The following is a 23,906-nucleotide window of genomic DNA, read 5'->3' as shown; positions in this document are numbered from 1 at the left end:
GGAATCCGGTCTTCAGGGGGGCTTGGGGACGGGTCATGGCGGCGGCCCTGGAGCAACCGCCGTTCCATCGGCTCCACCCCTCGGAGTCAGGGCTCCGGCGGAGGCGAAGTGTGGACGCGGGGGCAACAGATGCCCTCGTCGCGTTGCCTACCGATTCACTCCGCGCTCAGGCCGCCGCCCCAGCTCTACGGAGCTCGCACGCCGGGCCTCGAACCAGGCAGCCGACCTACCAGCCAGGTTGAAGTAACCCGAGTCGACGAAGAGCTGCCAGATGTCCTCCGCGCGGGAGCCGTCGGCCTGCATCGTCTCGAGCTTCCTCCGGATGTGCGGATGCGCGCGGAGCCACCCTGGAATGGCGGGTGGCCGCGCACGAAATCTCATACGGAGAAGGGCTCCCGGTCTGATCGTCCGGGGGTGCCCCTCGTGTATTCCCGCCAGTCTGCGATGATGCCAGCGGGCTTGGGGACCGTGCGGCACAGACGGGAGCCTTTCGCATTGGGGAGCGCAGACGATGATGCGGGTGCGCCGTGAGCAGATGCGCGCGTTGGCTGACGCCGTGACGCGTGCGCGGGTGGCGGCGCTCATCGAGCAGCTCGTCCCTCAATTGCTGGTGGAAATCCCCGCGGCGCCGGCCGAGTGGCCGATGACGCCCGGGACGGCCCAGACGCTGGGGCCGGACACCCTCGCCCGGTGCATCGAAGCGGGCTCACGCCATGGCCTCACGATGGAGGCCGGCGCGCGTCTCTATGTGGCCCTCGCGCTCGCGCATGGCTGGGACTTCGAGGCACGGCCCGACACGGCCTGGCTGCGCCAGTTGCTGGAAGACGAAGACGTGTTCGACCCGCTCGAGCGGGTGCGGCGTGCCCACGCGGAGTGGGGCAGGCGGCGCGCGCTGGCTGGAGAGAACCAGCGCCGTGAAGCGGAGTTTCTCGCGCGGTACGGAATGACGGAGTGACGGGATGCCAGCGGATACGTCGGACGGCGCGGTGGCACCATGCCCCCTGGAGCGCGGGGGGCTCGAAGTGCTCGTGGTGGGCGACGACGGGAAGGCGCTCGAAGGGGTGAGCCTCGAGCTGGCGGAGAAGGACGGGAAGAGGGTCCTGCGCTCGCGCACGGACGAGAAGGGACATTGCGTCTTCAAGGGGCTGTTGCTGAAGCCCTTCGACCTGCGGCTGCCGAAGGTCGACGGCGGCCTCTGGCGCGTCGTCGGCGAGCAGGTGCTGGAAAAGAAGAAGGAGGACGCGCCGCCAGCGCCTTTCGGCGCCCCACCCGAGGACAAGGATGTCGACGGGGTGGTGTACACGGCGAAGGGAGGTGAGAACGCCAGCGTCGTGGCCCACCGCTACGGCGTGGCGCCCACCGCGCTGAGCGGGGCGGATGGCCGGCCGCTCGACCTGGAGCGGCCGCTCCGCCAGGGCGAGACGGTGCGCGTGCCGGCCCTTCGCCGGGAGCGGGCCGCGGTGCAGACCGGACGGCGGTACATCGTGCACCGGGCCCGGGTTCCCTTCTCACTCGTGCTGCGCCTGCGGGACGGTTACCACGGCCCGCGGATGCGCGTGCCGTACCTGCTGAAGCTGAAGCTCTCCGACGGGCAGGAATTGCCGCACCGCGAGGGGCGCACGGACGAGGAGGGCCGGGTGGTGGAGTTGATTCCACCGGAGGCGGCCGAGGGCGAGCTCGTCCTGGCAGGAGGCGGTCAGGCTGAGCGGGTGCGCCTGAAGCTGAGCCTGCCCGAGCCCGTCGACGAGACGGAGGGCCTGCGGGAGCGGCTCGACAACCTCGGCTTCAGCTGCGGCAGCGAGAGCGGCGCGTTGGGGGAGAAGACCCGCGCCGCGCTGCGCTGGTTCCAGTACGCGCTCGGGCTCGAGACGACGGGCGAGGTCGACGACACCACCCGAACCGCTCTGCGCGCGCTGCACGGCTCCTGAGGACCTGCCATGAGCTGCCCACACATCGAGGATGGCGTCGTCGCCCGGGTCTGCGTCGTATGCGAGGACCTGTTCTGCGCCGAATGCTTCCCCTCCCACTCTCACGACGAGGAGGAGGAAGAGGCTCCCGTCACCGCCTTCCACGAGCTCACCGCCGCCCAGCGAGGTGACGACGAATACGTCATGACGGAGGAGGAGCGCGCGGAGGTCCAGGCGTACATCCTGGAGCTCCAGCAGGCCGCCGCGAGCGAAGAGGCCCCGGTCAGCAACGCGCTCATGGCCGAGGTGACCCTCCAGTCCCTGCAGCAGCTGGAGTCCGTGGAGCCGCCGCCGCTCCCCGTCGTCGAGCTGCCCCTGGCGCAGGGCGGGGGCGTCCAGACGGTGGCCTTGAATGCGGTGACGACGCTGGCGAAGCTCGCGCCGTCGCCCCGGGAGTATCCCTTCCGGTGCCTGCTGTGGAACGTCGCCAACCTCGGCGGCAAGTTCGGCTACCCGAAGGTGCGCGACGACTCGGTGATTGATGCGACCGCGCGCATCATCCACCAGGCGGACGCGGACGTGGTCTCCATCCTGGAGCTGCTCGGGAGCGGCTCCGGCGAGAAGGAGCCGAAGCCCCCGGTGAAGCCGAACGCGCGCGCACCGCGAGGGGCGCTGCTCATCAAGCTGCTCGCGGCGTTCGGGCTCGGTGACAGCGGGGAGCAGGCGGAGCAGGTGGAGCAGCTGAAGACGCTCCTCGGGCGGTACTTCTCGGAGAAGGTGCACGGCGCCATCTGGCCGGGAGCCGACCCCGACGTCACCGCGCTCCTCGAGGAGGCGAAGGCGATAAAGGAGGTCGAAGCGGGAGAGACGCTCGCCACGCTGATGGATGAGGCCTGGACCAACGTCTGTGCGCCCCACCTCGCCGCCCTCGCTCCCAAGGCAGGGGACGTCGCGGACGCGGACACGCTCGCCGAGGCCGTCATCCAGGCGCCGAAGAACGGGGTCGAGGATGAGGACGAGGACGACTCGGGCTCGAAGTCGAAGAAGCGCAAGCGAAAGGGCGGGTCGGACGGCAGGCGGGAGCATCTCAAGCTGGCCCAACATGCGGCGATGCTCCGCGACGGAATCCAGCTGCTCTCCGTGGAGGGCTACACGCACTGGCTGGAGCGCTTCACGGCGAACTACGCGAAGAACGATGGGGCGGACGGCGTCTCCGTGGAGGACGGCAAGGCCCGCGACAATGCCTGCAAGAAGGTCCTGGGGTTGCTGTCCCTGGGGGGCATGAGCCTCTATGTCCAGTTCCTGCGAGGCCTCGTCGGCACGGAAGTCACCGAGGAGATGATTGAAGCGTGGGGCAAGGCCCAGGGGCCGCGGGCCTCCTACGAGAACACGCTGTGGCCGGGGTGCTGGAGCCTGCTGCTGCACGCCAACGAGAAGGCGATGACCGCCGACTACGAGCGGCGGCTCGCGCGCTGGAAGAAGCGCCACGGAGCGGCGGACGGCAAGGCGACGAAGCACGACGGCATCCGGGAGTTTCTGCGCATCCGCGACGCGCTCAACGCGCTCTCGGGGGACGCGTATGACTCCTGGCCCGCGAAGCTCCCGGAAGACACGGACAAGAGCCTCTACACGGAGCGAGAGACCTACGGCCTCCTGTGGAAGAAGGCGACGGTGGCGCCGGACCTCGACAACGTCGGGTTCATCTCCGCCTTCGCCAGCGAGTTCGAGTTCTCCAAGCGCCAGCCGCTGCGCTTCCCCTTCCAGCTCAAGAAGGCGGCATCAGGTCCGGCCATCGTCCTCGTCCCCTGGCACGCGCCCGCGCCGAGCGCGACGAACGCGACTGCCCGGTCCAAGGACTTCCCTGCCTTCGTCCGCTACTGCGAGGCCGAGCGGAAGGCGAAGCGGCTGGGGATGCTCCTGTCCGACCTCAACGTCAACACCGTGTCGGGTAGCACGTCCGTCGAGCACTGTGACGGCACGCTGGAGGTCGGCGCGCTGTTCCGCGGCATCAGCGGCAAGGCGGATGCCTACAGGCAGTTCCCGGCCCAGGTGGGGACGCAGTCCACCCTGGCCGTCTCGAAGTTCCGGCCCTGGCTCATCCCCGACCTGCTCGAGCAGGAGGACCCCTCCGCGAAGAAGGCGAAGGACCTCGTCAACAAGCTGCAGTCGAACTTCGTCGAGGGCCACTTCAAGACGTCGCAGGGCCTGCTCGACTTCATCCAGGGCTTCAACAAGGACTTCACGCCCCAGCACCGGATGAGCGCGAGCGCGTACGACAAGATCCTGCCCATCTGCGGCCGGGCGGACCGGTGGAAGCTCGGCTTCAAGTCCACCTGGGCAATTCCCTTCCCGCACGCCCTGGCGCTCGAGGAGGAGGCCGAGTTCTTCCGCGCCCGGGAGCAGCTCTCCGAGGCCCTGAAGCCCTTCGCGTTCCTCCTGGCGACGCATGCCAAGGAGACGCTCAAGGACCTGCGCGCCTACGCCGAGCAGCCGGGGAAGGCGAAGAAGCTCGAGGAGTTGATGCTGCTCGCGCGCGAGCTGAGCGACCACCTGCCCATCGTGGCGGAGGTGCGGCTCATCGACACGGAGGCCGCCGAGGAGGAGGCGGTCGCCGAGGCGCCCATCGAGCTGTTCAGCGTGAAGCCCACCGCGCTCGACGAGCTGGAGGGGTGGGCCTTTGCGTACGAGCACGCGGAGGTGCCCCTGGCGCGGGAGAAGGCGCTGGAGGACCTGGTGGGCTGGTGGAACAAGACCTACGAGACGGCCGCCCCGTCAGAAGCGGCGCAGCGGCGGTTCCAGCGCGCCCTCCAGAAGTGGGACTCCGCCGAGGCCCGGAAGGCGCAGAACGACGACGACAAGCGCCAGGCGTCGCGGCCGGCCCTCACCAAGACGGAGGCGGCGCGGAAGAAGGAGGTGAAGACGCTCGGCGTCCACTTCGCTGAGTCCCATCTGCGGACCCGTGAGAACGGGGGAGGCGGCGACTGTCTCTTCCGCAGCATCGCCCAGCTCGTCTTCGGCGACGAGAACCGCCACATCGAGGTGCGCCAGTCCAGCGTGAACCACCTGGAGGACCTGCTCGCGGGGCAGTCCCTCGACGCGGATGGCCGCGTGGGACCTGTCTCGCGGGAGGAGTTCGCCACGCGCCTGGGCCTGCTCCATGACTGGCACCGGGTGCAGTGGCCCAACGTGCTGGCGTACCGGCGCGTGCTCGGCGTGGACCGCTGGCGGCAGTTCTGCCTGGGCATGAGCCGGGGCGGGGAGTGGGGTGACCTGCTCATCCTGTGCGCCGCGTCACACCTCTTCGGCGTCCGCTTCCGCGTCTACGTGCAGGTGGCGGGCGGCTACTACAGCGACGAGGTGGACTTCGTGAACCGGGCGCTCCCGGCGCGCCCGGAGCTCGTGCTCGTCAACTACGGCAACTACCACTTCGTCGCGGTGACGCCGGCCGGGCGCGAGGCGCTCATCGATGTCGCGGTCGGCACGCCCGTGGGCTGGGAAGCGCTGCGCGTGCGGCGGGACCGGGCACCCCCGGTGGCTCCGCAGGAGCCCGCGCCGCAACCCAAGCCGGAGCCGGCCAAGACACCGCCGTCCAGCAGCGGCCCCTCGGGCAGCGGGCTGAAGCCCTCCGGCCGCGTCTTCAAGTGGCCCTCCACGACGCCCTGGTCGCTCGCCGACGCGACGGGCGCCCCCGGCTGTCTCTTCCTCTTCGGAGAGAATGGGGTGAACAAGGGGGGCCGGATGGTGCAGAGCACCACCCAGGCCTGCATCCGTCCCGCCCCCAACGCCGTCGGCATCCGCACCTGCTGGAAGCCCGGCGCGGACGAGAACGACCAGGGTGCGATGCTCGACACCGAGCTGGCGAAGAACCAGAAGGCGCTGGACGACGACCTCGAGGAGGCCCTCGCCTGGCTGCACACCGGCCGCTACACGACGCTCGTCGTCCCCTGGGACACCGTGAGCGACCTCCCCGCGCTCGGCATCGGCGTCGCGAAGCTCCCGCAGCGGGCGAAGAACACCTATGCCCATCTGTGCAAGGGCACCGCGAAGTTGATGGAGTGGGCCGAGAGGAGCCTCGGGACGGTGGTCGTCTGCCCCCGGGAAACGGGACTCACCGACAAGATCTGCAAGGACGACCCGGAGTCGCTGTTCATCCATGAGTCCAACTGCGGCCTGGAGGCGGAGGCCGCGCTGAGGTGGTGGGCGCTGTTCGACACCGTGGCACAGCAGCCGAACGTGGTGTGCGTCCGCACCGGGCACCACGACTACTTCCGCATCCAGGACGCGAAGCTGGCGGAGAACACCCGGTTGCTCGGGCTCGACTTCGACACGCTGGAGAACGCGGTCAGGTCGGGCCGGTTCCGCCGCATCGTCATCCCCGAGAACGGCTGGGCGCTCGGGGTGGCGGCGAAGCTCCAGAGCTCCGCTCCGGATACCCACGCCTACGTGCAGAAGCGGCTGAAGCAGCTCATCGACCTGTGCGCTGCGACACCGTCGCCCCTCCGCGGGCCGCCCATGCCGGTGTCGCAGCCGGTGGCGAAGCCCCCGACAGTCCCAGCCCGTCAGGCCGAGGACGCCGACGACTCCTGGCGCGAGGATTCAGACGGGCGCGCGACCAAGGTGCAACGGAACCAGCAGGAGCACGACGTCACCAGTACGCTCCCCAAAGCGAAGGAGGAGGCGGTCGTCGTCGTGCATCCGCTCCCGCTGGAGCAGCCCCCGCCGGAGCCGCTCCCGCCGGAGCCGCTCCCGCTGGAGCAGCCCCCGCAGCAGGAGGATGCCCCGAACCCGTTCAAGCGGCGGAAGACGGAGCCCGATGCGGACTAGCGGGTCGCCGCCGGTCTTCTGCCGGTGCCTCGTCGGCGACTCGCAGCAGCCCTTCGCGGACGAGGCGCCGGCACAGCATCACCCGGGCGTCCTCGGTCAGCGTGTCCGGCAGGTCCCGAATCCGGAACCGGGACTGCTCGAGGACGTACCGGAGCGCGGGCTCGCAGAACGCGGGTGCCACCAGCGCGCCTCCGTTGAAGCCCAGGCTCACTTCATCTCCGTTGCGGGACAGCACGCTCGCGTGTCCCGGCCGGGTCTCCAGCTCGCTGTCCGAGCCGATCGCCCCGAGCCCTTCCAGCGAGCGCAGGTAGCCACCGGGCCCGGGGCCCACCACCTCATCCGGCTGCACGAGCTGCGCCTCCAGCGTCTCCAACAGCGGGTCCAGCGGGCCCAGCGCGCGGATATCCTCTGACAGCTGGTCCGCGAGCTCGTGGATGCAGGGCACCTGTCGCATGCATCGGGTCCCGACGGGGGCGACCGAGCGGCGCCAGTGGGGATGCTTGCGGACCACGGCGCGGACCAGTTCCGCGAGCACCGCGTCCATGAGCACCGGCCGGACGCCAATCGACAGGTGCACCGAGCAGCAGTCGTCGGTGACGGCCGAGTGCGGGGTGCCCCTCGGCAGGTAGAGCAAATCCCCCGCCGTCAGCTCGATTTCGCGAACCGGTGCGCCCCAGTCCTCGGTGCCCATCTTCCGGCCTTCGAGCGGGAATTCCTCCTGCGCCGCGTACAGACGCCAGCGCTTCCGGCCGGACGTCTGGAGGACGAAGACGTCGTGGCCGTCGTGGTGGGTGCCGAAGCCCTGGGACGTCGGGCCGGTGATGTACGCGTTGCCGTTGGCGTAGCACCGGAGCCGGCGCTGCACGGCATCCACGAGCGCATGCACCGCGGGCCAGCGGCGGTGCACGCCGTTGAGGTTGAGGGTGTAGCCCTCGCGGAAGGCCTGGAACACCACGCGCGGCGGGGCCTCCTCCTGCTCGTGGAAGACGATGTCCGGCTTCCCCATGGCCACCAATCGCAGCTCATTGCCGCGCGGCTTGACGGTGAAGAGGTACTGCTCCACCTCGTCGAGCCCGAACAGACCCGCGTAGTGGTCGGGCGCGTGGCGTTGGAGATGGAGGGGCTCCTTCTCCCAGTACGCCTCCAGGAACGTCGGCAGGGAGAGCGGGTCGAGCAGCTTGGCGATGGCACAATCGAGGTTGGACATGATGTGACTCCTCAGGGATGGGCGATGACCATCAGGCTGGGGACGCGGGCCGCGACGCACTGGTAGCAGCGGCGCAGCGTCTCCGGGTCCAGCGCGGCGAAGCTCTCGTCCAGCACGAGCAGGTCCGCCTGCTGAATCAGCGCGCGGGCAATGAAGAGGCGGCTGCGCTCCCCGTGAGAGAGCTGCCAGCCCGTCTCTCCGACAATCTGCATGAGGCCGGCGGGCATCCGCGCGAGCAGCTCTCCCAGCCCCAACTCCTCGCAGACGGCCGTCGCCAGCTCCAGGTCCTCCGGCTTCGGCGGCCAGGCACGGCTCATCAGCAGGTTGAACGCGAGCGTGCCGGAGAACACGTGATTCTCATGGAACTGCGGCGCGGCGACGACGCCGTCCCTCCAGCGGTCGGGGCCGAGCGTGCGCCGGTCCAACCCGTTCAGCAGCAGCAGTCCCGACTGGGGCTGGCGCAGTCCGGCCACCAGCGCGCCCAGGGTGGACTTGCCTCCGCCGGAGGGGCCCTCGATGAGGAGGTGCTCGCCCCGGTGCACACGCACGTCGCAGCCGTCCAGCGCGGGAGTGCCCCGCTCCGGATACCGGAAGACGAGGTGCTGCGCTTCCAGCAGCACGTCGTTCCGACGGGGACCCGTGGCGGGCACGCTGGCAGTGGGAAGCACCGGCAGGGCGGCGTCCTCGGTTCGGCTCGCGGCGTGGAAGAGGCTGGCAATCTGCTTCCAGGCGCTGCCCGACTCGGCGAGCGCGGACAGGCCCATCACCAACCGGTTGAAGGCGCGCCAGGCCAGCAACACGCCGCCCACTCCGATGGCGAGCGTCACCGGTGACGTGCCACCCAGCGCAAGCGAGAGCGCGAGGCCCGTCATTCCCAGCAGCAGCCAGCCGCGCGGCATCAGCCCGGTGAGCAGCACCTCGCGACGGTCCAGGTGCTCCGAGACGCGCTGGTACTGTTCCAGCGCCTGGTCCTCGCCGTCATGCCAGCGCTCCCGCGACTCCTGCGCCAGCCGCGTCCGGTGGCCGACCATGCGCTCGATGAGGTCATTGGTCATCCCCACGCGCGAGTCGTTCCACCGCTGGCGGGCCTTGATGCAGCGCCAGCCGCCCAGCAGCGTGAGCACCGTCCAGCCGAAGAGCAGCAGCGCGGGCACCAGCCCCACCCCGGCCGCCAGCACCGCCACCGCGAAGAGCAGCTCCAGCAGCGCGAGGAGCCCCGCGAGCCCGCCATTCAGGGCCATCGCCTCGAAGGCATCGGCCTCCAGCACGCGCCCCAGGAGCTGGCCCGCGCCCTGGCTGCGTACCTGCTCCACGTCCATCCGCAGGGCGCCCGCGAGCAGCCGCTGCTTCAGCAGTCCTCCGGCCCGCACGCTCAGCCGCGCGGACACCTGGTGGGCCAGCATCTGCACCGGCACCTGGGTGAGCAGCAGCATCGCCCATGCGAGCATCCACCCCCGGTCCACCTGTCCCCGGAGCAGGCCCTTCCCGATGAGCCACCAGGACAACAGGCCCAGCGCGTACTGCGTGGTATGCGCCGCGAGAAGCACTCCGAGCTGGCGGTGGATGCGCGCCTGCCGGAGCTGCGTGCGGAAGGCCCGGCCCGGGGGAAGCCGCAGCAGCCAGCCCACGTCGAGCCACAGCGTGCCCAGCCGCTCGCCCAGGATGAGCGTGCGGACCTGGGCACGGCGGCGGGAAGGAACCTGCGCCTGTTCGAGCAGCGCCTCCACCGAGGGCCGCACGGGCGCTTCGATGTCCTCGCAGAGCGCGCCGTGCAGCGCGCTCCATTCGATGACCTCCACCTTCGAGTCCGGACCCAGCACACGCAGCCGGCCTCGGCGCTCCCCCAGCAGGACGAGGATGCGCGGCTCGGCGTCTCCGGGGAGCTGGACAAGCGCGGGCCCCGCGCGGTGCAGCAGGGCTGGCAGTTCCGCGTAGCGCGTTCCGACGGCCTCCGCCTCGAAGCCGAGGAAGCCGGCGGCGGCCTCGATCCAGGGGCTGAGGGGCTGTTCGCCGCGCTGGAGGGACGCGTCGGGGACGGGCATCCGCGTGGTGGGGCGGCCCGGCATTCCGCTGTGGCGCGCGAGCCGCTGGAGGGCCTCGCCCAGCCGGGCCACGGGCCAGCAGAGCTCTGAGAGTGATTGCGTCATGCCACGGCCTCCTCCGCCCACGTCTTCAATTCCAGTCGCTCACGCGGCGTCATCACCAGCACGCCGTCCTCCATCCGGGCGCGGGTCCACGCGTCGTTGGACCAGACCTCCGCCTTCGCCTGGGCCTCGGCTTCGAGCAGGGCGCGGTAGCGCGAGCCCGGCATGGCGGCCAGCACGGACGGCTCGCCGTGCTCCACCACGCGTCCGCCTTCCACCACCAGCACCTGGTCGAAGCCGCGTGTCTCCGCGACGTCGTGGGTGATGCACAGCATCGTCGCGCGGGCCCACTGTCGGCGGGCCCGCTCCAGCAATTCGTGGCGCCGTTCCCGGTCCAGCCCCCGGAAGGGCTCGTCGAGGATGGCCAGGCGGACATCGGGCCGCAGCAGGGCCCGGCCGAAGCGCACGCGCTGGCCCTCGCCACCGGACACCCGCGCGCCGCCTTCACCCAGCGACGTCTGGAGTCCATCCGGCAGGCGCTCCAGCACGGAGAGCAGGTCCGCCGAGGCGATGAGGGGGCTCAGGGACGCGGGAAGCTCCGACGCCGCGCCATACGTGAGGTTGTCCAGGAAGGAGCGGTTCCAGAGCTGGACGGCCGGGTCCACCCATGCGGTCTCCCGCCGCAGTCGCTCCAGCCGCGCACCGTCGAGCGGCGCGCCGTCCACGAGCAGTGTCCCCTCGGAGGCGTGATGCCAGCCGACGAGCAGGCCCACGAGGCTCGACTTGCCGGCGCCCGAAGGGCCCACGATGCCCACGTGGGTGCCGGGAGCGATGGACAGCGCCACGTCCTCGAGCACGGTGTGCCCGCCCGCCTTGATGCTCACGCCCTGGAAGTCCACGGCCACGCCCGGGTGCTCGGGCGCGGCGGACCTGGACGCTTCCGCGTCGCCCGGGATGTGGCCCGTCTCGTCGCGCGCCCCGAGCGGCTCCATCAGGCGCAGCGTTACGTTCCGGTGCATCGGGTACTGCCGGGCGAGCTGCGCGAGCTCCTGTCCCAGCAGCGGCAGGTTGAGCGTCCAATAGAGGAACAGCAGCGAGCTGCTCTGCGCCCCGTTCCGCGACAGGTGCCCGAAGACGAGCGCCACCGCGAAGCCCAGGGTGGCCAGCGACAGCAGCCCCTCCACCACCACCGACACCCGCTGGAGCGCCGCCGACGAGCGGGCCCACTCCACCACGTGTCCCTCGTGCTCGCGCCGGAGCGAGCGCTCCGCGCCGTGCGCCCGCACCGACACCAGGCCGAGCAGCGCGTCGAGATAGAACCGGGAGAGCGCGGCGGCGTGACTGCGCACCCGCAGCTCGCGCTCGGCGAGCACCGGCTGAATCGCGAGCGGCGTCAGCAGCGCGGTGAGCATCAGCCCCACGGCCAGGAGCGCACTGCCAGGGTCCAACCAGATGAGGCCCACGGTGGTGAGCAGCAGCTCGAAGATGCCGAGGACGAGCTGCCCGCCCAGCCCGGGCAGCAGGCGCAGCCGATGCAGGCTGTGGCAGCGCTCGGCCATGTCGGAGTGGGGCCGGCTGCTGAAGTACCGGTCATGCATCCGGGGGAGCTTCTCGAGGAAGGCCATCCGGAAGCGGACCTCGAGCCGCCGGCCCAGCCGCCGCATGGACAGGCCGTTGAGCAAGTCCAACCCCAGGCAGATGGAGAGGAAGACGCAGAGCGCGAGCAGCGCCTGGAGCCACTGCGAGAGGAGGCTGAGCCGGCCGCCGACCTCCATCAGTCCGCGCAGGAGGAGCGCCTCGCCGACGGTGCCGAAGGCGGCAAGCCCCAGGCCCGCGAGCAGCGCGGCCGGCGCGAGGACGCCATCGGTGCGCAGCATGCGCAGCAGCTCTCGTCCAGGGCGGGGCGGGGGCTCGGCCAGCGCGGCGGCAAGCTCCTCGGGCAGGCCCTCCGTGTGCGCGCCCTGACTCCGACGGGAGGCATGCACCAGCACCGCGCCACGGAAGACGAGCCGCGTGTCCGCCTCGCTCTCGCCCGGCAGGGGCATCACCGGCCAGTAGGGGCGGGAGACGGTGATGGGCTCCAGCGGTGATTCCCGCAGCGCCTGGTGGAAGAACGTGTCGACGGCCCGCGCCGCCGCGCGTCCCGCCGTCAGTCCGCCGGAGCGCACGAGGTAGCCGACCATCTTCCGCGTGGCATCCAGCGCCGCGAGCGGGTGCCACCCCGCGTCCGCGAGCGCCTCGCGCAGGTGCCCGTCAATCTCGCCATCCTCCAGCCCCAGCGCGCGCAGCTGGCCCCGGAGCACCGCGAGCATCGTCTCCGAGCCGGCCCAGTCGCGCCACGCGGGCGCGGGGAGCGCGGTGGTGTGCAGGTACAGCTCTCCGATGAGCGCGCGGAGCGACACCCAGCGGCGGCCCCGGCTGGGGTCCATGACCTGCACCAGCTTGCCGTGACGGCGCCACACCACCACGAAGTGGGTGGCCCCGCTGGGAAGCTGCACTACGACGATGGCGGGCAGCGCCCCGGAGGCCGGTTCGAGCAGGTGGTCGGCGGGAAGGAGCTGCTGCTCGGCGTCGAGGCCGCAGCGCCGGGCGACCTCCTCCAGCGTGTCGATGGAGGTGCCGTCCACATCCGTCTGGCAGGCCTCGCGCAGCCGGCCGTAGCTGACGGGGATGTCGAAGCCCTCCAGCAGGCACTTGAGGGCCGCGGGACCGCAGTCCATCCACGAGGACTGGATGACCTCCGGAGCGAAGCGCCGGGGACCGTCCGTGGGGCGACGGCGAATCATGAAGCACCTCCCGCCGTGGGCGGACGCGGCGTCGATGGCGTGCCCAGTCGCTGTCCCGCGTCGCGGAGAATCAGCGTCGCGGGTGAGAGGTCATCCACCGCGACCTCCAGCGTGCCGGGCAGGCCGTGCTGCCGCGGAATGCGCGAGGTGTCGTCGGGCCGCAATTCGCACTCCACGCGGACCTTCCCGTCCCGTGCTTCCGATGCGAGTCGGCTCACCGTGGCGGTGAGGGCGCCGTACTCCGCCCAGGGAAAGCCCTGGAGGCGCAGCCGGGCCGTCTGCCCGGGGCGGATGCGGCCCAGCGCGTCCGAGGGCGCGAAGTCCGCCACGATGCGCAGCTTCCCGGGCGGCACCAGCACCGCCAGCTTGTCCCCGCGCCGCACCTCCGAGCCGGACTGGAGCCGCGCTACCTCGCCCACCTGGCCGCTAGCAGGCGCCCTCACCACGAACTGCTCCAGGTCGTGGGTGAGGGAGGCGATGCGTGCCTTGGACGTGGTGATGAGCCCCTCCATGGCGGCCTGCTCCCGCTCCAGCCGTGCCACCTGTGCCAGGCCCTGGCTCTGCCGGTTCAGGCGCTCCGACTTGAGGCGGTCACCCTCCTGCTCGACGGCGTCCAGGGCGGCGCGCCGCTTCTCGCGCTCCGACTTCACCTTGAGGTACTCCAGCTCTCCAATCGCCTGGCTCTTCATGAGCGGCGCGAGCCGGGACTGCTCCTCGTCGGCGTAGGACAGCGCGGCCTGGGCCTCCCGCTGCCGGGCCCGGGCCTCGCTCAGCCCCGAGCTCGACGCCAGCCCTTCCGCGCCGAGCGCCTTCTGTTGGGCCGCCAGCTCGCTCCGGAGCGTCTCCAGCTGCGGGAGCAGGGTGTCGAGGCGGGCCTGCTCCTCCTGGAGCTTCAGTCGCTGGGCATTCGAGTCGAGCTCGAGGAGCACCTCGCCCTTCTCGACCTGCCGGCCGATGTCCAGGCGGCTGGTGAGGACGCGCCCGTCCACCTGGGCCTCCACCGGGAACACTGCACTGTCCACCTCGAGCCGCGCGTTCTCGGAGACCTCGTACACGGTGACGCGCGCGAAGACGAACCACGCGAGCCAGCCGCACACCAGCAGCGCCAGGAAGACGAGGGCCCGGCCGGGCCGCCGGAAGCCGTCCTCACGAAGGGCGCGCAGCGAGTGGGAGAAGTCCGCCGCCATGTCAGGCCTCCCGTCCCAGCAGGGACATCAACCCGTCGGCCAGGCCACCCGGCCAGCCGATGTAGTCATGGCCACCGTTGAGCTCGCGATAGGTGACGTCGTAGTCCCGGGCCCGCAGCACGTCGCGAAGGTGGCGGTTGGCGACGAGCTGGCTCGGGCTGTTCCTGGGGGAGGGGCCGCGCTCCAGCAGCCCGACGTTGAGATAGAAGCGGACGTCCCGGCGGGGCGCGGAGGCGAAGCGGGAGGTGAGCCACTCGTGCTCCTCCGCGGCTTCCGGCGCCCACCAGAACGAGCCGGACTGCGACAGCACATTGCCGAAGACCTCCGGGTGGCGCAGCGCCGCGAACGCCGCCGCGAGCCCTCCGTAGCTCCAGCCTCCAATCACCGTCCGGGAGGGCAGGGCGGGAATGCACAGCTCGCCGCACACGCGCGGCAGCAGCTGCGTGGCCAGCTCCTCCGCGAAGGCGTCGTTGCACGTCAGCTCCACCTCCCGGTCGGGGTGGTGCAGCAACAGGCAGACCAGCGGGGGGATGCGCCCGTCGGCGACGAGGTTGTCGAGGACGTCCATGACGCCGAGCTCCAGGTGGCCCTCGCCGTCGCAGAGCACCAGCAGCGCGGGCTCCGCCGTCGTGGAGTCACCGAGGGCGCGGTACAGCCAGAAGGTGCGCTCGCGGCCGGAGCGGGCGTCGCGGAACAGGCCCTGCTCGAGCCGGCCCTCCGGCACGTCCGGACGGCGCGCGGCCCAGTGTCCGCCCGGCGCGTCCGGCAGCTCGATGACCGACATGGGCGGCAACGAGGGGTTGGGTGAGAAGTGGCGGGGGTTGAGCGCGTCGGGGCGCCAGACCTTCATCCGCTCCTGGAGGTAGCGGGCCTCCTCGTCGGGCGTCAGCTCGTGGAGCGCGCGGAGCGGCTCGTCGGGGGAGAAGCAGTACGTCGTGCGCAGGTCTCGCCGCACGCGCCAGGTGCGGTGCCACAGGTCCGTGCCGGGCATCTGCTCCAACTGGTTGGGCCCCGGGTTCCAGATGCACTCCAGGCCGGGCACCACCACCACGTTGCGCACCGGCGCCTCCGCCCTCCAGACGAGGGTGAGGAGCACGTGCTCCCGGTCCCCCTCCAGCGGCTCGAGCAGCGGCGTCCCCTCGCGGGTGAGCTGGTGCCAGAAGGTCTCGATGGCGGCGGTGTCCCCCGCCTCGACGCGACGGCGCAGCTCCAGGATGCGCGGACTGATGACAAGCGGGCTCACGATGTCTTCCCCCCTCACGACAAAGCTCAGGCGAACGCGGTCTGCGGATTGCCCTTCGCGCGGCCGACCTCTTCCAGCGTCAGCTCGTTGAGCTGGACGATGCGGGTGGGCGCGATGTCGAGGATGAAGTTGGCGTCCTCCGTCGCCAGGGCCCGGTCGATGAGTCGCGCCGTGTAGCCCACGTGCCGCGACTCGTCCCACATGAGCCGGTCGAGCATGCGCGTCAGGCGCTCCCGCGACTCCTCCGGGCAGTACGTCATGAGCACCGGGCGGGCCAGCAACTGGTTCACCAGGGTGCGAATCTCCGCGACATTCATCTGGAGCAGGTTGTCCAGGATGTCCTGTCCGCTGTACGGCGGCAGTCGCTCCGGTTTGTCGCCGAAGCGGTAGATGGGCGCGAGCGTCTTGAAGTCGGCCCGGAGCGCCTCGGTCACCGTGCCGGGGAAGATGCGCTCCACCATGCTCTGGTACATCCGCGAGTGCCGCGCCTCATCCATGGCGTGCTGCTGGATGAGCGACGAGATGCTCTCGTCGGGCGTCTTTCCGGCCAGGTACCAGAGCTTCCCGGAGCCCCAGCCTTCCGTGGACGCATTGCCCACGATGATGTTCGCGAACCACTCGCGATTTCGCGCCATCTCGCGGAACTGGTCGCCGTACCAGTCGGCGCTGAAGGGGGGAGGATGCGCCTCGAAGGTGCTCCTGAGGCATTCACTGTAATGCTCGAGCGGTCCGACTCCGTGTTGTCCGAGCGATTCGAGGGTGATTTCAGCAACGACGTTCATGGACGCATCCTCCCTGTCTTCCCTTCACGGGTTCCGGTTACACGTGCTCAGGCGCGAACGGAGCGTTGCGCGCGAAGTAGATGCAGTCGAACCCCGTGGCGAGGCCGGCGCGCACCGCGGTCTTGATGTTCAGCTTGCCGCTCGACGACTGGCGCGACTCCTCGATGGACTTCAGCTGGGTCTCCTTCAGCTCGAAGGAGATCTGCTCGTTCTGGTTCTGCATGGGATGCACTCCTCATGTTTGGGTTTGAGTCGAGGTCGCGGTGGCCGGGAGTGGCCTTCCGCGTCCCTCAAAGCGATGGAGGGCACGAGAGGGCCCTGTGATGCGCACGGTGCGCGCGTCAGATGCGGCCCCTGGTCGCACGCCCTGCTGCCGGGGAACCATCCACCAGTGGACAGAAGTGCAGGCCCGACCAAGTCGTAATACTTGGAAATAAAACATATCCGGAAATCAACGACCCACGGAGGGCGCACCGCGGGTTTGACTGGCGACGCGCTCCCGGTGTGGGGCGTCGAAGCCAACCCATCGCCACCGGACTCCTGGGGGGACCGTATGCGCCATCCGTCGAAGTGGGTCGCCTGTCTCGTGTTGTGTCTCAGCGCCGTGGGGTGGGCCTTCCAGCCCTCCCAGCAGAGCACGCTGGCGAGCCAGGCCTTCTTCAAGCCCGAGCTGTACCTCCCCATCTCCAACATGCCGCTGGAGCAGGCCCGCTCGAAGCTGAAGGGCGTGGGGCCGAGCGCGTGGGACGACTTCTTCGCCCGCAACGGGCGTGACTTCCACGTGTACCTGGACCCGCTGACGGGCATGCCCTCCGCCATCCAGGGCTCCATCCCGCTCATCCCCGGCACGGGCGTGGGCAACAAGGTCAGCCTCGGTGGCGTGCAGCAGCAGTTGGGCCGCTCCGTGGGGCAGGTGGACGAGGCCGTCGTCGCGGACCTGCTCTTCAAGTTCATCAGCGACAACCAGGCCGCGCTCGGCGTGGACATGCTGCAGTTGGGCGAGCCCCGCGTGACGCAAGTCACGGACTCGCTGTGGCAGGTGCTGATTCCCCAGCAGGTGGACGGAATCCCGGTCCGCCATGGCCGCCTCGTGGCCACCATCAATCATGGCAACCTCGTGCTGCTGGGCACCGAGGCCTGGAGCAACGTCACCGCGCCCACCCGGCCCACGCTCGACGCGCAGCAGGCACTCACGGCCGGCGGCGAGCGCTTCGGGCTCCTGGAGTCTCCCGGGCAGCTCTGGATGCAGCCCGCGCTGGAGCTCGCCCCGCTGGCCCAGGCCGACGCGAAGGGCTTTGGCGAGGGCTATCGCCATCAGCTCGTGTGGACCTACGGCTTCCAGAACCCGGGGGAGCAGGAGCGCTGGAAGGTGACGGTGGACGCCGACACCGGCGAGGTGCTCGCGCTCGAGGACGACAACCACTACCTGGACGCCACCATCAAGGGCGGCATCTACCCGCTGACCAGCACGGAAATCTGCACCGCGAACGAGGCGTGCGGAACCATGCAGGTCGACACGCCCATGCCGTGGGCCAACACGGGGCTCGCCGCCCCCAACAACTTCACGGACGGCGCTGGCGTCTTCGCCTACAGCTCCGGCAGCGTCACCACCACGCTGGCCGGCAAGTACGTGCGCGTCAGCGACACCTGCGGCGCCGTCACCTCCAGCTCCTCTACCGGCAACGTGCAGCTGGGCGGCACCAACGGTCAGCACGACTGCACCACTGGCGGCGGCGGGGCGGGCAACACGCCGGCCTCGCGCTCCGCCTTCTACGAGGTGAACCGGATTGCCGAGCTGGCGCGCGGCTGGCTCCCCAGCAACACCTGGCTGAAGGGGCAGGTCACCGCCAACGTCAACATCAACAGCACCTGCAATGCCTTCTGGAACGGCTCCACCATCAACTTCTACCGGAGCGGCGGCGGGTGCCGGAACACGGGTGAGATTGCCGCGGTGTTCGACCACGAGTGGGGCCACGGCATGGACGACTTCGACTCCGGCGGCGCGCTCAGCAACTCCAGCGAGGGCTACGCGGACATCGCGTCCATCTACCGGCTGCAGGCCTCCTGCGTGGGCTACGGCTTCTTCCACACCAGTGACCGCGGCTGCGGCAAGACGCCGGACGGCACCGGCTACAACCAGAACGAGGCCCAGACGGGCGCGGCCTGGTGCAACAGCCGCTGCTCGGGAGTGCGTGACGCGGACTACCTGGCGCACGCCAACCAGACGCCGGCCACGCCGCAGAACTTCGTGTGCCCCAAGTGCAGCTCCAGCACGGGGCCCTGCGGTCGGCAGGTGCACTGCGCCGCCGCGCCCGCCCGCCAGGCCGCGTGGGACCTGGTCGCGAGGGACTTGCAGGCGGCGCCGTTCAACTACGACTCCAACACCGCCTTCATCCTCGGCAACAAGCTCTTCTACCAGGGCAGCGGCAACATCGGCGCGTGGCACGCCTGCAACTGCACCGCGGGCACGTCCGACGGCTGCGGCGCGAGCCATGGCTACATGCAGTGGCTGGCCGCGGATGACGACAACGGCAACCTGAACGACGGCACGCCGCACATGACGGCCATCCACGCCGCCTTCAACCGCCACGGCATCGCCTGCTCCACGCCCGCGCCCGCCAACGCCGGCTGCGCGAGCGGCCCGGGCACGGCGCCCACCGCCACGGCCACCGGCAGCGACGGTCAGGTGGCGCTGAGCTGGAACGCGGTGCCGAATGCCAGCGAGTACTGGGTGATGAAGACGGAGGGCTACGCCGGCTGTGACTTCGGCAAGGCGAAGGTGGCCACCGTCACCGGCACCAGCTACACCGACGGCGAGGTCGCCAACGACAGGCGCTACTGCTACTCGGTGGTGCCCGCCAGCTCCAGCGCCTGCTTCGGCCGCGCCGCCGCCTGTGTCTGCGCGACGCCGGGCGGCCCCTGCACGCCGCCGGGCGTGGCCACGCTCTCCCTGCCCGCGGACACGGCGATGGACGTAGCGCTGGCGCCGGTGCTCGACTGGGCCGACGTGGCGGGGGCCACGTCCTACGAGGTGCAGGTGGCCACGGACGGCGCCTTCACCAGCGTGGTGCGCTCGGCCACGGCGCTGGGGGCCAGCACGTGGACCGTGTCTCCCGCGCTCGCCAATGGCACCCGGTACTACTGGCGCGTCCGCGCGGTGAACAACTGCGCCAACGGCGCCTACAGCACCCACTTCAGCTTCAACACCACGGAGACGACGTGCCAGCCGCCGGTGGCGCCCGCGCTGGCGAGCCCCTCGGACGCGGCGACGGGGGTCGCGCTCTCCCCGGTGCTCGACTGGGGTGACGTGTCGGGCGCCACCTCCTACGAGGTGCAGGTGGCCACCGACAGCGCCTTCACCAGCGTGGCGCGCTCGGCCACGGGGCTCGGCGCCAGCACGTGGACGGTGTCTCCCGCGCTCTCCGCCAACACGCAGTACTTCTGGCGGGCGCGCGCGGTGAATGGCTGCGGCGCGGGCAGCTACAGCGGCGCCTTCCGCTTCACCACCCAGACGGGCGGTGGGACGTGCCAGGCGTCGCTCGCGGCCTATGACGCCTCGCGCGGGACGCCGGCCTGCGGCAACGGGTGCGGGTGTGACACGGGCACGCTGGTGACGAGCCGCGGAAGCCAGTTCCCCACCGCCGAGCCCAACCAGCCCAACGCGCTCGACGGCTGCCCGGATGGGCCCTTCGGCTTCTACCACTTCGACGAGAGCATCGACCGCGTCGTGCTGAAGAGCGTGGACGGCGGCCCCATCACCCCGGGCAAGCAGGTGAAGGTGGACGTGACGGTGTGGTGCTACGACGCGACGGACCGGCTGAACCTCTACTACACGACGAACCCGGCCCTCCCGTTGTGGAGCACCCTCGCCACGGGACTGACGTGCACCGGAAGCGGCGCGAAGACGTTCAGCCACACGTTCACCGTGGGCAGCGGTGTCGGTCAGCACGCCCTCCGGGCCCAGTTCGTGGAGGCCAGCAGCCCGCTGACGAGCTGCACCTTCGGCCTCTACGACGAGAACGATGACGTCGTCTTCGGCGTGGCGGCGGCCGTCGCTTCGGGGCAGCCGCCGAAGCCGGCCACGCAGGGGCGGGCGCGGGCGGCCCGGTAGGCACGGGCCCAGGGTCCCCGGCGACCGGCCGGGGACCCGACGCGCGGGCGGCATGTCTGTCCTTGCGCGATGGGCAGGTGTGATGCGGCAGTGCTCACGCATCCACGCTGGAGCGGCCGCTCAGGCCTTGCAGTACCAGGTGATCTGCCGCGACGTCGTCGAGTGATACACGTCGACGTACGTCGTCCCCACGTCGCACGTCGTGTATTCCGTCGAGCTCCCACACAGCCAGCGGAAGCGGTTGTCGGACACGTACACGCGCGTCGTCGTTCCGCGAGGAATGGTGACGTACGAGCCGCTGCTGTTGAGCACCTTCAGCACCGAGCTGCACTGGTCGATGGTGGTCCCCAGCAGGATGGGCTGGGTGACGGTGTCCACCTCGGCGGTGGCGACCTCGGCGTCCTCGTTATCCACGCCGCACCCGACCAGCAGCGTGGTGGCAGCGCACATCGCAATCATGACTCGCTTCATCGTGGCCTCCAGGGCAGGTGATGATTCACTTGCTGGCGCTGGCGCAGAGCACGGCACATGCCAGCGGGTGGACGACACGGCGCCACTGGGAAGGAGGAGCCGGGCAGGCAGGCATTGCCTGGAATGGCCGGCAGGTCTTGCCGCATGGGCCGGCAATCCCTGCCGGGGGGACCGCTGGCGCGGTATGGTCTCTCACGGACCTGACGCGGCGGCGCGGAGCAGGTGGCAGCGGGGACATTGCGAAGATGTCGGAATCGGTCGAGGTGAGGTGCCTCCGGTGCGGTGCGCCGGATGCGGGGGAGCGTGCGCGCTGCGTCTGTGGTGCCAGCCTCCTGATGGACGTGGTGTTGAAGGGTGCCGTGGGGGACGAGCGTCAGCGCTTCGGGCTCGCGAGAGCGCTGGCCCTGCTCGGCCCTCCGGCGCCCTCGTTCTCCGAGGCCCGGGTGGTGCTGGCGATTCCGGGCAACCGCGTGGCACGCGGCGTCTCCAGTGTCTTCGCGCAGAAGCTCCTGGCGGTGCTCTCCACGCATGGCGCCGACGCGTACCTCCAGCCCTCGGAGGTGCCCGAGGCCACGCCCCGGCGCTCATCGCGAGCCGCCCTCGCCGCGGCGCTCGGCGTCCTCGTGCTGGGCGGTGTTGCGTTCGGCGCGTGGGGGACCCGCTCGCCCATGCTTCGGCAGCTCTCCGGCTTGGACCCGGGCACCTCCGCGCAGGAGGCCGTGAAGGCCGCCGAGGAAGCGGCCCTCTCCACGCAGGACATCGCCCGGCTCGCCTCGCCGAGCACGGTGAGCCTGCGGTGCGAGGGCAAGACGGGCTCCGGCTTCTTCGTGGACGCGGAGCTGGTGCTGACCAATGAGCACGTGGTCTGCCCGGCCGGGAAGATGATGACGGTGATGCTGCCGGACGGGCGCCAGCTCCTCGGGGAGACGCTGAAGACCGACGTGGACCTGGACCTCGCCACCGTGCGCGTGGTGGGGGCCAAGGCGGCGCCGCTGAAGGTGGGCGACGTCACGCGCCTGGAGCCGGGAGACAGGCTCGTCTTCATCGGCAGCCCCAAGGGGCTGGACTTCACCGTGCACGAGGGGAAGGTGGGCTTCGTGGGCCGCGAGTACCTGGGCAACGGCTACGTGCAGTTCAACGCGTCGGTGAATCCCGGCAACAGCGGCGGGCCGCTGCTCAACGGGCGCGGCGAGGTGGTGGGCGTCGTCTCCATGAAGGTCAACGACGCGGACGGCATGGGGCTGGCGCTGCCCATTCCGTATGCCAGCAAGCTCATCACCGTTCCCACCACGCCCGAGTCGACGGCGCGCTGGGACGCGCTGCTGGCGCGGGTGGCGCGTGACGAGCAGCGGGAAATCCAGCGCTACCAGCAGGAGACGGCGGAGCCGGTGCTCCTGTCGGTCCGCCACGTCGAGCAGCTGGGCCTGGTGGCGCTGCTCATCGAGCGCTTCGACGCGCCCCCGCGCCGCGTATTGCGCCGGATGGAGCTGGAGTCCGAGGGGAAGACGTGCTCGCTGACGGTGGACTTCGAGTACTGGCGGCCGGTGCGCGACACGATGTCCGCGGCGGAGGACTCGCGGCGCCTGCGCTGGTTCGCGGCGCGAGGGCTGTCGGAGGGCATCCACGTGGGCGCGGCGCGGCTGCCGGTGGAGGACTGCTCGCTCACCGGGGCGGGGAATGCCTCGCTGAAGCTGGAGGGCGCGGGCAAGGACGCCGAGCGCTTCGACTTCCCGATGAAGGACTTCCACGCCTCGCGTGAGGAGTGGAAGCGCAACAAGGGCGGCATCCAGATGTGGCAGCAGTCCCTGTGGCAGCGGCGTGAGGAGGCGAACCGCTCGCTGCAGGCGGCCGACGAGTGGCGCAACAACTTCAGCCGGGCGCGGGCCCGCATCGCCACGCTGGAGGAGGAGAAGCGCAAGCTGCTGGAGGCCGAGGCCGCGGGAGGCCCCTCCACCAAGCGCCGCTGGGAGGTGGAGGTGGAGCTGAAGCTCGCCCAGGGACAGCTCGCGGACCTGGAGCAGTACGCCACCGAGAAGCGCGTGCCCGCCGCGTGGCGGCAGTAGGGCCCGCCGTCAGCTCCGGTAGTCCACGAGGGTGATGGCGTTGGCCGCTTCCACCACCCGCTCCCGGGGCGGCGGGCCCTTCATGTCCGGCGACGCGAGCTGCTGGTTTCGCTGGACGAAGCCGCGCAGCCGCTGCTCGTAGGCGGGCAGCGCCGTGCGGAAGTCCCCGGCCGCGGCCTTCAGCTCTCCGGCCAGCACGTACGCCCCCACCAGCGCCATGCTCGTCCCCTGGCCCGTCATGGGTGAGCCGCAGTAGCCCGCGTCCCCGACGAGCACCGTGCGGCCGCTCCACCAGCGCTCCAGGTGAATCTGGCTCATGGAGTCGAAGTAGAAGTCGGGCGCGTCCCACATGGCCTTCAGCAGCCGGGGTGTCTCCCAGCCCATGTCCGCGAACTGGTCCGCTATGAATTGCTTCTGCCGTGCGGTGTCGCGGCGGTCGAAGTCCAGCGGCGGGGAGCCGAAGCCGAACATCACCCGCGCCTCGGTGTTCCGCCGGGCGCTGTAGACGCCGACCAGCTTCCCAGGCACCTGGTGGAACACCTGCCAGTGGTCCAGCCCCAGGTGGTTGGGCGCGGTGAAGACCGACAGGCTCATGCCGAGATGCTGGATGAAGCGCGCCTCCTCGCCGAAGACGAGCGCGCGCACCTGGGAGTGCAGTCCGTCCGCGCCCACCACCAGGTCGAAGGTGCGGGGCTGGCCGCGCTCGAAGGTGACGTGGATGCCGCCGTCATCCTGCGTGAGTGAGGTGAGGGAGTCGCCGAAGCGGTACTCGACGTCGTCGCACGTCGCCCGGTGGAGGATGTGCGCGAGGTCGTCGCGCATCAGCTCGACGTCCTCGCTGTCGGTGGGCCCGCCCGTGAGCGTCTCCTCGGTGGTGGACATCAGGGTGTTGCCCTCGCTGTCCACGAAGGACATGCCCCGCATCCGGGTGTGCGCCTCCCGGACCTCGGCGAGGAGCCCCATCCGCTCGATGACGGTGAGCGCGGCGCCGCGGACGTCGATGGCCTGTCCTCCTCCGCGCAGGCTCGGCGCTCGCTCCACCACGGTGACGTGGAAGCCGTGGCGGTGCAGCCAGTACGCCAGCGCTGGCCCGGCGACGCTCGCGCCGGAGATGAGGATGTTCTGGGTCTTCATGGGGACTCTCCTGGAATGTCCTGGCGTCTCGGTACGCCGTACGCAACTGATGCGTACGGTGTACGCGTCAGGTGGGCAAGCCATAGCGCCCGCATCTCCCCAATGCA

15 protein-coding genes are annotated in these 23,906 nt (G+C 70.6%); 5 read left to right on the top strand and 10 right to left on the bottom strand.

What is annotated here, in order from left to right:
• Nucleotides 1–147: 147 nt before the first annotated feature.
• A complete protein-coding gene (locus tag G4D86_RS43310; RefSeq protein ID WP_164000650.1) occupies nt 148–303 on the bottom strand; it encodes a hypothetical protein in 156 nt (51 codons plus the stop codon).
• 208 nt (nt 304–511) lie between these two features.
• Between G4D86_RS43310 and G4D86_RS43305 the strand changes: the two genes are divergently transcribed.
• Genes G4D86_RS43305 through G4D86_RS43295 form a run of 3 tightly spaced genes read left to right on the top strand, consistent with a single transcriptional unit; the run spans nt 512 to nt 6,731 of the window.
• The gene (locus G4D86_RS43305) at nt 512–955 is read left to right on the top strand and encodes a hypothetical protein (RefSeq protein ID WP_164000647.1); all 444 of its coding nucleotides are present in this window, start codon (nt 512–514) and stop codon (nt 953–955) included.
• Between the two features lie 4 nt (nt 956–959).
• The gene (locus G4D86_RS43300; protein WP_164000645.1) at nt 960–1,928 is read left to right on the top strand and encodes a peptidoglycan-binding protein; all 969 of its coding nucleotides are present in this window, start codon (nt 960–962) and stop codon (nt 1,926–1,928) included.
• Nucleotides 1,929–1,937: 9 nt separating this feature from the next.
• Nucleotides 1,938–6,731, top strand: coding sequence for an OTU domain-containing protein (locus tag G4D86_RS43295; RefSeq protein WP_164000643.1), 4,794 nt, complete (start codon nt 1,938–1,940; stop codon nt 6,729–6,731).
• On the opposite strand, the gene G4D86_RS43290 is transcribed toward G4D86_RS43295, so the two are convergent.
• From G4D86_RS43290 to G4D86_RS43260, 7 genes are read right to left on the bottom strand one after another with little or no spacing between them, the layout of a single operon-like run.
• Entirely contained in the window at nt 6,697–7,938 is a 1,242-nt protein-coding gene (locus G4D86_RS43290) for a cupin domain-containing protein (RefSeq protein WP_164000641.1), read from the bottom strand. The genes G4D86_RS43295 and G4D86_RS43290 overlap by 35 nt on opposite strands.
• 11 nt (nt 7,939–7,949) lie before the next feature.
• Nucleotides 7,950–10,085 (bottom strand): ATP-binding cassette domain-containing protein, encoded by a 2,136-nt coding sequence (locus G4D86_RS43285; protein ID WP_164000638.1) that lies wholly within the window; start codon nt 10,083–10,085, stop codon nt 7,950–7,952.
• Nucleotides 10,082–12,808 (bottom strand): ATP-binding cassette domain-containing protein, encoded by a 2,727-nt coding sequence (locus G4D86_RS43280; RefSeq protein ID WP_164000636.1) that lies wholly within the window; start codon nt 12,806–12,808, stop codon nt 10,082–10,084. The genes G4D86_RS43285 and G4D86_RS43280 overlap by 4 nt, the downstream gene beginning before the upstream one ends.
• Nucleotides 12,805–13,995 (bottom strand): HlyD family secretion protein, encoded by a 1,191-nt coding sequence (locus tag G4D86_RS43275; RefSeq protein WP_164000634.1) that lies wholly within the window; start codon nt 13,993–13,995, stop codon nt 12,805–12,807. The genes G4D86_RS43280 and G4D86_RS43275 overlap by 4 nt, the downstream gene beginning before the upstream one ends.
• A gap of 1 nt (nt 13,996) precedes the next feature.
• Nucleotides 13,997–15,238 (bottom strand): enterochelin esterase, encoded by a 1,242-nt coding sequence (gene fes / locus G4D86_RS43270; RefSeq protein ID WP_164000632.1) that lies wholly within the window; start codon nt 15,236–15,238, stop codon nt 13,997–13,999.
• A 26-nt stretch (nt 15,239–15,264) separates the two neighbouring features.
• Nucleotides 15,265–16,020, bottom strand: a complete 756-nt coding sequence (locus G4D86_RS43265; protein ID WP_164000630.1) for a ferritin-like domain-containing protein — start codon at nt 16,018–16,020, stop codon at nt 15,265–15,267.
• A gap of 37 nt (nt 16,021–16,057) precedes the next feature.
• Nucleotides 16,058–16,243: a hypothetical protein gene (locus G4D86_RS43260; protein WP_164000628.1), complete on the bottom strand. Its 186-nt coding sequence runs from the start codon at nt 16,241–16,243 to the stop codon at nt 16,058–16,060.
• A gap of 330 nt (nt 16,244–16,573) precedes the next feature.
• Here G4D86_RS43260 and G4D86_RS43255 point away from each other — a divergent pair, with 330 nt between their 5' ends.
• Nucleotides 16,574–20,131, top strand: coding sequence for an endopeptidase (locus G4D86_RS43255; RefSeq protein WP_164000627.1), 3,558 nt, complete (start codon nt 16,574–16,576; stop codon nt 20,129–20,131).
• Nucleotides 20,132–20,251: 120 nt separating this feature from the next.
• On the opposite strand, the gene G4D86_RS43250 is transcribed toward G4D86_RS43255, so the two are convergent.
• Entirely contained in the window at nt 20,252–20,602 is a 351-nt protein-coding gene (locus tag G4D86_RS43250; protein ID WP_164000625.1) for a hypothetical protein, read from the bottom strand.
• A gap of 335 nt (nt 20,603–20,937) precedes the next feature.
• On the opposite strand from G4D86_RS43250, the gene G4D86_RS43245 reads away from it, so the two are divergent.
• A complete protein-coding gene (locus G4D86_RS43245) occupies nt 20,938–22,665 on the top strand; it encodes a S1C family serine protease (RefSeq protein WP_164000623.1) in 1,728 nt (575 codons plus the stop codon).
• A gap of 9 nt (nt 22,666–22,674) precedes the next feature.
• On the opposite strand, the gene G4D86_RS43240 is transcribed toward G4D86_RS43245, so the two are convergent.
• Entirely contained in the window at nt 22,675–23,799 is a 1,125-nt protein-coding gene (locus G4D86_RS43240) for an FAD-dependent monooxygenase (protein WP_164000621.1), read from the bottom strand.
• Nucleotides 23,800–23,906: the final 107 nt, after the last annotated feature.

The organism is Pyxidicoccus caerfyrddinensis, assembly GCF_010894405.1.
In the GTDB taxonomy this organism is placed as follows: Bacteria; Myxococcota; Myxococcia; order Myxococcales; family Myxococcaceae; genus Myxococcus; species Myxococcus caerfyrddinensis.
The sequence above is the reverse complement of the archived record's forward strand: the minus strand, read 5'-3'. Positions and strand labels throughout refer to the sequence as shown.

Coding starts and splice junctions, on each gene's coding strand:
- G4D86_RS43255 (WP_164000627.1), top strand. CDS start 16,574: ATGCGCCATCCGTCGAAGTGGGTCGCCTGTCTCGTGTTGTGTCTCAGC.
- G4D86_RS43275 (WP_164000634.1), bottom strand. CDS start 13,995: ATGGCGGCGGACTTCTCCCACTCGCTGCGCGCCCTTCGTGAGGACGGC.
- G4D86_RS43265 (WP_164000630.1), bottom strand. CDS start 16,020: ATGAACGTCGTTGCTGAAATCACCCTCGAATCGCTCGGACAACACGGA.
- G4D86_RS43250 (WP_164000625.1), bottom strand. CDS start 20,602: ATGAAGCGAGTCATGATTGCGATGTGCGCTGCCACCACGCTGCTGGTC.
- G4D86_RS43300 (WP_164000645.1), top strand. CDS start 960: ATGCCAGCGGATACGTCGGACGGCGCGGTGGCACCATGCCCCCTGGAG.
- G4D86_RS43240 (WP_164000621.1), bottom strand. CDS start 23,799: ATGAAGACCCAGAACATCCTCATCTCCGGCGCGAGCGTCGCCGGGCCA.
- G4D86_RS43245 (WP_164000623.1), top strand. CDS start 20,938: ATGGACGTGGTGTTGAAGGGTGCCGTGGGGGACGAGCGTCAGCGCTTC.
- G4D86_RS43285 (WP_164000638.1), bottom strand. CDS start 10,085: ATGACGCAATCACTCTCAGAGCTCTGCTGGCCCGTGGCCCGGCTGGGC.
- G4D86_RS43310 (WP_164000650.1), bottom strand. CDS start 303: ATGCAGGCCGACGGCTCCCGCGCGGAGGACATCTGGCAGCTCTTCGTC.
- G4D86_RS43290 (WP_164000641.1), bottom strand. CDS start 7,938: ATGTCCAACCTCGATTGTGCCATCGCCAAGCTGCTCGACCCGCTCTCC.
- G4D86_RS43305 (WP_164000647.1), top strand. CDS start 512: ATGATGCGGGTGCGCCGTGAGCAGATGCGCGCGTTGGCTGACGCCGTG.
- G4D86_RS43280 (WP_164000636.1), bottom strand. CDS start 12,808: ATGATTCGCCGTCGCCCCACGGACGGTCCCCGGCGCTTCGCTCCGGAG.
- G4D86_RS43295 (WP_164000643.1), top strand. CDS start 1,938: ATGAGCTGCCCACACATCGAGGATGGCGTCGTCGCCCGGGTCTGCGTC.
- G4D86_RS43260 (WP_164000628.1), bottom strand. CDS start 16,243: ATGCAGAACCAGAACGAGCAGATCTCCTTCGAGCTGAAGGAGACCCAG.